The organism is Citrobacter cronae (genome assembly GCF_016893685.1).
Lineage (GTDB): Bacteria > Pseudomonadota > Gammaproteobacteria > Enterobacterales > Enterobacteriaceae > Citrobacter > Citrobacter werkmanii.
In genome coordinates this window covers 4,141,674-4,151,914 of record NZ_CP069763.1, presented here as the reverse complement: position 1 = coordinate 4,151,914, position 10,241 = coordinate 4,141,674, and the positions used below count along the sequence as shown (strand labels likewise).

At 54.5% G+C, this 10,241-nt stretch carries 13 protein-coding genes and 1 pseudogene; all 14 read left to right on the top strand.

Features of this window, described 5'->3' with window-relative positions:
* Window positions 1–164 (top strand): annotated as a pseudogene (locus JSN25_RS22390) (S49 family peptidase); the annotation flags it as partial.
* Window positions 165–237: 73 nt separating this feature from the next.
* On the top strand, window positions 238–1,554 hold the full coding sequence (locus JSN25_RS17970) for a phage major capsid protein (protein WP_204525206.1): 1,317 nt from the start codon (window positions 238–240) through the stop codon (window positions 1,552–1,554).
* 57 nt (window positions 1,555–1,611) lie between these two features.
* A complete protein-coding gene (locus tag JSN25_RS17965) occupies window positions 1,612–1,989 on the top strand; it encodes a hypothetical protein (RefSeq protein WP_044700565.1) in 378 nt (125 codons plus the stop codon).
* Window positions 1,970–2,287 (top strand): head-tail connector protein, encoded by a 318-nt coding sequence (locus tag JSN25_RS17960; RefSeq protein WP_003832371.1) that lies wholly within the window; start codon window positions 1,970–1,972, stop codon window positions 2,285–2,287. Before JSN25_RS17965 ends, JSN25_RS17960 begins: the two co-directional genes overlap by 20 nt.
* Entirely contained in the window at window positions 2,284–2,634 is a 351-nt protein-coding gene (locus tag JSN25_RS17955; protein WP_003832373.1) for a phage head closure protein, read from the top strand. The genes JSN25_RS17960 and JSN25_RS17955 overlap by 4 nt, the downstream gene beginning before the upstream one ends.
* A complete protein-coding gene (locus JSN25_RS17950; RefSeq protein ID WP_204525205.1) occupies window positions 2,603–2,992 on the top strand; it encodes a hypothetical protein in 390 nt (129 codons plus the stop codon). The genes JSN25_RS17955 and JSN25_RS17950 overlap by 32 nt, the downstream gene beginning before the upstream one ends.
* The gene (locus tag JSN25_RS17945; RefSeq protein WP_204525204.1) at window positions 2,989–3,390 is read left to right on the top strand and encodes an HK97-gp10 family putative phage morphogenesis protein; all 402 of its coding nucleotides are present in this window, start codon (window positions 2,989–2,991) and stop codon (window positions 3,388–3,390) included. Before JSN25_RS17950 ends, JSN25_RS17945 begins: the two co-directional genes overlap by 4 nt.
* Before the next feature lie 33 nt (window positions 3,391–3,423).
* Complete coding sequence (locus tag JSN25_RS17940; RefSeq protein WP_003832379.1) at window positions 3,424–3,906, top strand: hypothetical protein; 483 nt, start codon at window positions 3,424–3,426, stop codon at window positions 3,904–3,906.
* Between the two features lie 61 nt (window positions 3,907–3,967).
* Entirely contained in the window at window positions 3,968–4,330 is a 363-nt protein-coding gene (locus JSN25_RS17935; RefSeq protein WP_032949492.1) for a phage tail protein, read from the top strand.
* A gap of 250 nt (window positions 4,331–4,580) precedes the next feature.
* Entirely contained in the window at window positions 4,581–7,883 is a 3,303-nt protein-coding gene (locus JSN25_RS17930; protein WP_204525203.1) for a phage tail tape measure protein, read from the top strand.
* Entirely contained in the window at window positions 7,884–8,216 is a 333-nt protein-coding gene (locus tag JSN25_RS17925; RefSeq protein WP_079224576.1) for a phage tail protein, read from the top strand. It begins immediately after the preceding gene.
* Window positions 8,217–8,224: 8 nt separating this feature from the next.
* On the top strand, window positions 8,225–8,920 hold the full coding sequence (locus tag JSN25_RS17920; protein WP_115489621.1) for a phage minor tail protein L: 696 nt from the start codon (window positions 8,225–8,227) through the stop codon (window positions 8,918–8,920).
* An 11-nt stretch (window positions 8,921–8,931) separates the two neighbouring features.
* Window positions 8,932–9,666 carry a C40 family peptidase gene (locus JSN25_RS17915; RefSeq protein ID WP_159122000.1) on the top strand — a complete coding sequence of 245 codons (735 nt, stop codon included), beginning with the start codon at window positions 8,932–8,934 and terminating at the stop codon, window positions 9,664–9,666.
* Window positions 9,564–10,241, top strand: coding sequence for a tail assembly protein (locus JSN25_RS17910; RefSeq protein WP_204525202.1), 678 nt, complete (start codon window positions 9,564–9,566; stop codon window positions 10,239–10,241). Before JSN25_RS17915 ends, JSN25_RS17910 begins: the two co-directional genes overlap by 103 nt.

The following is a 10,241-nucleotide window of genomic DNA, read 5'->3' as shown; positions in this document are numbered from 1 at the left end:
CGGGACTCTATTTCGGCGCTGATGCCATTTCTGCTGGTCTTGCCGATGAAGTTTCGGATCCTCAGTCCGCAATTAATGCCATTGCGGCAAAGTACAAACAACCTCAACAAACCACTTCCATAAAGTTGCAGGCAGCCGCGATGGACCTGCAAACCAGAATGTAACCCGGCGCTAACGCGTCATTACCAGAAAGCAGCCAACAGGCTGCTTTTTTTATGCCAAAAAGAGAGAAAAAACATGGATCATATTGAAGAATTGCGTCGTGAACGTGCGGGTATTAATCAGAAGGTTCAGGTACTGGCGGCAGTAGAAACTGGTGGCGGTACGCTGACAGCGGAGCAGTTAACCGAATTTGCCAGCCTGCAGCAGCAGTTCACGGATATCAGCGCCAAGATTGAGCGTCTGGAAGCGGCTGAACGTGCTGCAGCGCTTGTCGCCAAACCGGTTAAAGCCACACAGCAGGCTCCTGGTATCAGCATTAAGGCAGAGCCAAAGCAATATACCGGCGCAGGCATGACCCGTCTGGTGATGTCGATTGCGGCAGCACAGGGTAATGTCCAGGACGCTGCAAAATTTGCAGCTGAAGAACTGAATGACCAGTCTGTCTCGATGGCCATCAACACTGCCGCCGCGTCAGGTGGCGTTCTTATTCCGCAAAACCTGCACAGCGAGGTGATCGAACTGCTGCGCGATCGCACTATCGTTCGTAAGCTGGGCGCGCGCTCCATTCCGCTGCCGAACGGCAATATGGCGCTGCCGCGTCTGGCTGGTGGTGCGACGGCGAGCTACACCGGGGAAGGCAAGGATGCGAAAGTATCAGTAGCCCGCTTTGATGATGTGAAACTCACTGCGAAAACTATGATTGCGATGGTGCCAATCTCCAACCAGCTGATTGGTCGTGCTGGCTACAACGTAGAGCAGCTGGTCCTGCAGGATATTCTGACCGCGATTTCTGTTCGTGAAGATAAAGCCTTTATGCGCGATGACGGTACCGGTGATACGCCTGTCGGTATGAAAGCGCGGGCAACTGAGTGGAACCGCCTGCTGCCGTGGGAAGCTGCTGCAGAGGTTAATCTGCAGACGATTGATACCTATCTCGACAGCATCATCCTGATGGCTATGGACGGCAACAGTAACATGATCAGCTGCGGCTGGGGTATGTCGAACCGTACCTACATGAAACTGTTCGGTCTGCGCGAAGGTAACGGTAACAAGGTCTACCCGGAAATGGCGCAGGGGATCCTGAAGGGATTTCAGATTCAGCGTACCAGCGCTATCCCGGCAAACCTCGGTGACGCAGGTAAAGAGTCGGAAATTTACTTCGCTGACTTTAATGATGTGGTTATCGGTGAAGACGGCAACATGAAGGTGTCGTTCTCGCAGGAAGCCTCCTACCAGGACGGGGATGGCAATCTGGTTTCCGCGTTCTCCCGTAACCAGTCGTTGATCCGCGTGGTGACGGAGCACGATATCGGCTTCCGTCATCCGGAAGGTCTTGTTCTCGGGACAAAAGTGCTGTCCTGCACGCTGTGCGACCACGGTCGCACAGCGTAAAAGCACGTAATTCCCCAGGCCCGCAGCAGCGGGTTTTTTCATTTCAGGAGCAAAACGATGACGACGAAAGCGGCAAAAGCAGCGGCAGCGGCGGCTGCAGCCGGTGATGTGAAAAAGCCGGATGAACTGACGCCGGAAAATACAGTGGACGGGGATGGCGGTCAGAATACTGCAGCGGGTTCAGGTGATACAGGTGTTGATCTGACCGGAAGTGAAACAAACGGGGCCACGGGCCTGACGGGAGCAGAAGTGGCGCGGAAAGCGGTTTTTTTCCTGGGACCCTATCATCGTTATTCACGCGGTGATACGGCCTGTTTTGATGCTGAGTACGCAGAGAAACTGGTTGAACGCCATATTGCGGTATGGCCAGAAGATGCGGAAAAGGCGCTGAGTCCCCGCAAGGGAGCCGATGACCATGATACTGACATTGGATGATGTGAAAACCCAGCTCCGTCTGGAGCCGGATTTCACGGAGCATGACGACATGCTCACTAAAATGGTGGCGGCAGCGCAGAAGAGTATTGAGCGTGACTACTACTGCAAACTGGTGGGAAGCGATGACGAACTGCAGGCGCTGCCGGAAGGGGTACGCGGTTTTGTGGCGGATGAAGATATCCAGCTTGCCATGCAGTATCTGGTCGGGGATGCGTATCTGAATGGTTTCACTGGTCAGTGGCTGGAGACGGCTGCGGTCCGGCACCTTCTTTTCCCGTTGCAGGAGAACACGGTATGAGCCTGAAGCCGGAAGAAATGACCTGCCGTCTTTCGATTGGGTATATGCAATCCGGCCGGGGGCCGCTGGGTGAACATCTGCCGGAACAACTGGTCGCGACCGGGAAAGCCTGGGCGAAGCGCGAGCTGGTATCGGGCAGAAAGGTCCGCACACTGGATCAACAGCAGGTTGTTGAAACGTGTCTTTTTACCACTCATCCGAACCTGAATATTGATATCGACTGGAAAATAACGACGTCTGACCGGGTTTATACCGTTCGTAACGTCGAACGTCTTGCGGACCGCATCATCATCACAGGGGAGGCAGACGCACGTCATGATCGAGCTGGCATTAAAGACAGCACTTGAACGCCTGACCGGGCTGGATGTTTATCCTCTGCTCCTGCCTGATGAGCTGCAGGAGGGGATTACTTACCAGTGTATTTCCGATCCGGAGTTGTACGCCGGACTGTTGCGCACAGGTCTGATTGCGGGCAGCTTCCAGATAGCGATTCATCTGCTTAATGACTACACCCGCCTGTTACAGCTGGATAAGAAAATCAGCGCGGAATGGACCGCTATCGTGCATGGCCAGCTGGAGGGTTTTCCCGTGCAGAATGTGGTCCGTGGTGGAATACAGCAGAGTAAAACGGTACTGACCAGCGGCAATATTCAGTACCGGCTCGTGCGGGATTTTACCTTTCACTACCGGGACGCCTCACCATGATCACTATGGACGTAAAAGGGCTGGACGAGYTGGAGYGGCAGCTTAYYGCGYTCGGTGAAAAGGTCGRCACGAAGGTGTTACGTGATGCAGGGCGTGAGGCGCTGAAAGTGGTGGAAGAAGACATGAAACAACATGCCGGCTTCGACGATGCGTCCTCTGCAGAGCATATGCGTGATTCCATCAAAATTCGCTCTTCCACCCGGAAAGGTCGCGGAAATACGGTGGTAAACCTTCGGGTTGGCCCCAGCAAAAAGCATTACATGAAAGCGCTGGCCCAGGAGTTCGGGACGGTTAAACAAGTTGCCGATCCGTTCATCCGTCCGGCACTGGATTACAACGTCCAGAAGGTTCTGCGCATTCTGACCGTAGAAATCCGCAATGGCATTCAGAACAGGTAGCAACCGCTGCCCACTATTTAAGAGAGAATCATTATGGCTGATGAAAATAACACGCCAAAATCATCCCCTGAGTACGCAATGCTTCCTGCCGGGACGGTGGTGAAGTTTGGGGAGGTAGGAGCCGCTGTAGCGGCATTGAAACCGCTGATTAACTGCAAGGCGCTGGGCGCGACAGGTCAGACGGGAGGATTTGTCGACTGTACCACCCTGCTGGACAAGAGTAAGCAGTCGGTGTCAGACCTGCCGGAAGGGCCGGAGAAATCGCTGGGCTTCATTGACGACCCGGAAAACGAAGATTTCACCGCATTCCTCAATGCAGCGGAACAGCGTAAGACCGTTCAGTTTTATATTGAGCTGCCGAACAAACGAACGGCCTCAATGATCCTTGCGCTTTCAGGCTGGCAGATGAACGAAATCACCGCCCCTGCCAGTGAAGTTATCCAGATTACGGTGCAGGGTAAGCAAAACAACATTAAATGGGGGATCGCCGCCCCGGCGCCAGATGCCGGAGCGTAATCCGTTTCCCGTTACACACCGCCTCCGGGCGTTTTTTTTCGTCTGAAAAACAGGATACACCATGTCTGAATTTAGCCTCTCCGCACTGAAAAATGCACTGCTCAAAACGAAATCCACGCCTACTGAAACTGAAATTTTAGGCACAAAGGTTTACCTGCGTCGGCTGACGGCGGCTGAGCTTATTGATCATGAAGATGCACTCATCGAGGCGCAGACCTCTGGCAATGCCCGCATGGCGTCTGAGCTGAGCGTACAGATTGTTATCGACAGCCTGGTTCAACCTGACGGCTCGCCGATTAAAGCCAAAGACAAACCCACAGCGAAGGAGCTGCTGGCGGCACACGATAACGTTGTGCTTCTGGATGCCATCGACAAAGTGAAAAAGCACGCCATCGGTAAGCTGGAAACCGCCGAAAAAAACTGAGTGACTCGCCCTGGCTGGAGCTGATTTTCTGGCTGGCCGACCGCTGGGGCGAGCCTGACCCGTCAAAAATTGCGGCGCTTCCGGCTGACACGCTTTTCCACTGGCGTGCTTTCTTCCTAAAACAGGGCATTTTCAAAAAGCCTTCGCCAGAAGGTTCTGACAATAACCCGCCCCCTGTTAAATCCACCACCGCAGCAGCGAACCAGAGTCTGGATGCGCAGTGTGCGGTAGTCATGAAGGTATTAATGTAATGGGTGACGTTGCCTCTCTTGCCGTTGGGCTGCATCTGAATGCAGCGAACTTTAAATCGCAGCTGATGAGCGCCTACGGCAGCGCTGAGAGTCAGTCACGCCAGTTTAACCGCAATGCCCGGGCTGATGCGAAAAAGACGGAGGATGCCTATAAGCGGGTTTCTGCTTCGGTATCAGGGCTGGCTGGCAGGCTGGCAGGTTTTGCCGGGGCGGGGTTATCGCTGGGCACCATTATCAGCACCACGCGGCAGTACAGCCAGTCGTTGTCGGATTTGCAGGCTATCACCGGTGCCACCAGTGTGCAGATGAAACTGTACGATCAGGCGGCGCAGGAAATGGGCCGCACAACGGAATACAGCGCATCACAGGCCGCCGAGGCCATTAAACTGATGGCTTCGGCAAAGCCTGAACTGCTGAGTACCTCTGCGGGGCTGACAGCGGCGACCAAAAGCGCGTTAACGCTGGCTCAGGCTGCAGGGACCACGCTTCCGGATGCCACCCGAACGCTGGCCCTGTCATTAAACCAGTTCGGGGCGGGAGCCAGTGAAGCCGACCGGTATATCAACGTGCTGGCTGCTGGCGCGAAATTTGGTTCGTCGGAGATAACCGATACTGCTGCCGCGATTAAAAATGGTGGGATGGCAGCGGCACAGGCTGGCGTGGGTTTTGAAACCCTCAATGCTGCCATACAGGTACTGGCAGAGCGCGAGGTTAAAGGCGGCGAGGCCGGGACCGCGCTGCGTAACGTGATCCTGAATCTGGAGAAGGGAACCGATAAAACCCTGAAGCCTTCTGTTGTTGGGCTGAGCCAGGCGCTGGAGAACCTGGCGGGAAAAAACCTGTCAACCAGGCAGGCCGTAAAGCTGTTTGGGGTGGAAAATCTCAGCGCGGCATCCATCCTGGTGCAGAACCGCGAGAAGGTGGAGTCGCTGACTGCCGCCCTGACCGGTACGCAGACCGCGCATGAGCAGGCCGAAATCAGGGTAAATAACCTGAACGGCGATCTTCTCAGCCTGACTTCGGCTTTTGAAGGTCTGATTATTAAGGTAGGACAGAGCGGAAACGGTCCGCTGCGCAGTGGTGTTCAGACCGTTACCGATGCCATTAATGGCCTGACGGATAATTTTAATACGGTCGCCAGCGTTGCGCTGTATACGCTGATTCCTGTTCTGGCGACAAAACTGACGGCAGGTATCAGGGGGAACATCGGTGCCTGGGTTGAGCAGCAGCAGGCGGTCAGGGCCAGCGCGATGGCGCAGGCCGATATGGCGCGAAAAACGCTGGAAAGTACCGCCGCCACGCTGGCACAGAATAACGCAGAATTCGGGCGTTATCGGGAAATGGAGAAAAGCGCCAGGCAATTTGGCCTTAACGTGAGTTACCAGAGCGAGTTTAACCGCTTAATCCGCCAGGAAACTGAGCAGACACTGCTTTCCACCCAGGCAAAGAACCAGCTGAATGCAGCCAATAAACAGCTTTCCGTTTCAGCCCGCGCAGTCTCTGCAGCAGTAGGTATGGCCAGAGGGGCGCTGGCACTGGTGGGCGGTCCGGTGGGGGCAGCGATGCTTGCCGGTTCGGCGTTGCTATATTTCCATAATCAGGCGAAGAACGCCCGTCAGTCAGCGATTGACCTGAAAAATGCTGTCGTTGAAACGAATGAAGAACTAAAAAAACTGTCGCTTAACCAGCTCAATGTGAAGCAACTGGACATTGATGAACAGTTTGAGAATCAGGTTATTCAGCGGAACAAACTGATTAAAGAAATTCAGGATGCGGAAAGCCGTATTGATGGGTTGAGTGGCTTCGATCCGTTCGGACAACTTAAAGGCGTACAGAATGATAAAACCCGCTACAAAGGGGATCTGGATGCCGTTGAGCAGGGGTTAAAACTCCTCAAGGAACGGCAAAAAATTGTCAAAGAGGCCATAGAACAGGCTAAATCAGGGAAAACCGATCCCACGCCGAAGCCTGATAAACCAGGGAATGAAACAGGGAGCGATAAACCTGATACCCCCTGGACCGGGGAAGGCGGTGATACGGGTAAGGGGCAAAAGGCAAAGGTTAACCAGTATGAGCAACTGCGGCGTGAAATCGAAGCGGCACATGCCTCGAGTCTCGGACGTATCAACCTGCAGGAGCAGGAAAGCGCCAGAAAACTCCTTGAAGCCGCCCGCGCTGACGGAGCCAGCGAGGCCGATATTCAGAAGACGCTGCTGCTGAATGCTGAAAACTATCAGAAACAGCGCCTCGAACTGGCAGAACAGTATGCGCCAGCCAGAGCAACTCTTACGAAAGAGCGCGAAGCGAGCCAGGAGCTGAAGTCGCTCCTGGATGCCCGTCTTCTGGATGAAAAGGAATACCAGACGGCCAGAATCACGCTGGCACAAAGTACGGCCCGCGAACTGTTACAGGCACAGGCAGCGGCAATGTCTGCCCCTCTGATTGATATTGCCGGGACGGTTGATCCGCTGGCAAAACTGCGCAATCAACTGACCGAGCGTCAGTCACTACTGCAGGCTTTTTACCAGAACGATGCGATCAATAAAGAGCAGTACGAGCTGCTGAAGCAAAAGGCTGACAAGGATTCTGCGGATGCGCAGTACCAGACAGCGATTGAACTGTATAAATCGCAGGGAAACCTGAACAGCCTCGCTGTTGGCATGTTAGAGACCACCCAGGAGCGTTCCACCAACATGCTGACAGGCATGCTGGTAAACACCCAATCACTTCGGGACGGTATGATTGGATTGTTTGCCTCCCTGACTCAGTCGGTGATTAAAAACCTTGTCGATATGGCAACGCAGGCGCTGATTACCAACACCATCCTGAAATCCATTATGGGCATCGGCGGCAGTCTTTTTGGCGGTGCAGCAACCGCGAGTACCGGCACGGCCATCAGCAGTTTTGGCAGCAGTTTTAGTTTTAATGAGAAGGGCGGTGTTTATGACTCACCTTCATTAAGTGCCTACAGTAACGGCATCTATGACAGCCCGACCCTATTTGCTTTTGCAAAGGGGGCAGGCGTGTTTGGTGAAGCAGGTCCGGAAGCCATTATGCCTCTGGCAAAAACAACTGACGGTACGCTGGGTGTCAGGGCGCTGGGTGAGCCGGGTTCCTCTGGTGGTGGTATGAATGGGGGGATTGTTTATTCACCTGAGTATCACATTATTATTCAGAATGACGGGCAAAACGGGCAGATAGGGCCGCAGGCATCGCAGATGCTGGTCAAAATGGTCGACACGCGTGTCATGAGTATCCTGAGAACTCAGGGCCGTGATGGCGGCATGCTGGCGGGAGGATAAGTGAAAACTTTTCATTGGGTACCCAGGGAGGGGATGCCGTCTTCTCTTTCCCCTTCGGTGACAACCATTAAATTTGGGGATGGCTATGAGCAACGTCGCCCGACCGGACTTAACCATCAGTTAATTAACTTCCAGCCTGTTTTCCGTATCACGTCGGACAATTCCCGCACCGCACTTGAAGCGTTTCTGGTCGAGCACGGAGGATATAAAGCCTTTTTGTGGCGACCGCCAAAATACAACCGCACGATTAAAGTTGTCTGCCGGGAATGGTCTGTTACGGACAACGTCACGTATTCTGATTTCAGCTGTAAATTTGAGCAGGTTATTGCTTAAGGATCCTTATGCAGGATATACCTCAGAACACCCTCAACGAAACCACGAAAACCGAGCAGTCGGCCCGCATTGATTTGTGGGAAATCGACCTGACGGCCTTTGGTGGCCAGCGTTACTATTTTTCAAATGAAGCGAACGAGAAGGGCGAGCCGGTCACCTGGCAGGGCCGGAAGTATGATGTTTACCCGATACAGGGAACAGGATTCGACCTGGTGGGGAAAGGAACTTCCGCCCGCCCGACGCTGGCAGTGTCGAACCTGTTTGGCATGGTTACGGGACTTGCGGCAGATATGCAGAGCCTCGTCGGTGCCACGGTGGTAAGGCATGTTGTATACGCCCGTTTTCTCGATGCGGTGAACTTTACAGGCGGCAACCCGGAGGCCGATCCGGAACAGGAAGTGGTCAGTCGCTGGAAGGTAGAACAGTTATCCGAACTGAAAGCCACCACGGCGACTTTTGTGCTGGCCACACCGACCGAAACGGACGGCAGCGTGTTTCCGGCGCGGATCATGCTGGCTGATGTCTGCAGCTGGACCTACCGTTCTGATGAGTGTGGCTATGCCGGTCCGCCTGTGGCGGATGAGTTTGACAAGCCCACGGCAGACCCGGCAAAAGATGCCTGCAGTAAATGCCGTACTGGCTGCGAGTTGCGTAATAACCTGCCGCGCATTGGCTGTTTCCTCTCCATTAACCGTCTTTCCTGATGGATATACCCATGAAAAAAACTATCCTGGCGCATGCTGCTGCGTGTGCGCCTGCTGAATCGTGCGGCTGGGTGGTGAACACGACTGCCGGGGAGCGGTATTTTCCCTGCCAGAATCTTTCCGCTGAACCGACCCTGTATTTCCGTATGGATCCGGCAGATTACCTCCAGGCGCAGGCGGCGGGCGATGTGGTGGCCCTGGTACACAGCCATCCCGATGGCCTGCCGTTCCTCAGCGATGTTGATCGCCGCCTGCAGGTGCAAAGTGGCCTGCCGTGGTGGCTGGTCTGCGATGACCGGATATACAAATTTCGCTGCATGCCTTTTCTCACCGGGCGGGCATTTGAGCATGGCGTGACGGACTGTTACACCCTGTTCCGCGATGCGTACCATCTGGCGGGTATTGAGATGCCGGATTTTGCGCGGGGGGAGGACTGGTGGAAGCAGGGAGATAATCTCTATCTGGATAATCTGGAGGCGACCGGTTTTTACCGCGTGAATGCCGCAGAGGCACAGCCCGGAGACATTCTGATTTGTTGTTTTGGTTCATCGGTTGCCAACCATGCCGCGATTTACTGCGGCGACGGCGAACTGTTGCACCATATTCCTGATCAGCTCAGTAAACGCGAGAGGTATACCGACAAATGGCAACGCCGCACACACTCAATCTGGCGACACCAGGCATGGCACGAATCTGCCTTCACGGGGATTTACAACGATTTGGCCGCCGCTTCAGCCTCAGTATAAAAACGGGGGCCGAGGCCATTTACGCGCTGGCCATGCAGATACCGGGCTTCCGGCAGAAAATGAATGATGGCTGGTATCAGATACGCATCGCCGGTCAGGATGTGGATGAAGCCAGCGTGTCAGCCCGTCTGCATGAGTCACTGCCGGACGGGGCCATTATTCATATTGTGCCGCGTATGGCAGGGGCTGGAAAAGGTGGTCTGTTCCAGGTTGTGCTGGGTGCCGTGGCAATCGGCGCATCAATTTTAACTGGCGGGGCAACTCTTGCTCTTTGGGGGAGCGCATTATCTGCCGGTGCTATTTCAGCATCCTCAGTCTTGTTTTCTATGGGGGTGGCCATGATGCTGGGCGGTGTGGCGCAGATGCTGACACCCCAGGCAAAAATCCCCTCATCCCGGCAGACCGATAACGGCAGACAGAACACCTATTTTTCGTCACTGGACAACATGGTGGCGCAGGGTAATGCCCTGCCGGTGTTATACGGTGAAATGCTGGTCGGCTCCCGCACGATCTCCCAGGAAATCAGCACGCGGGATGAAGGTGGTGGTGGACAGRTRGTGGTCATTGGTCGCTGA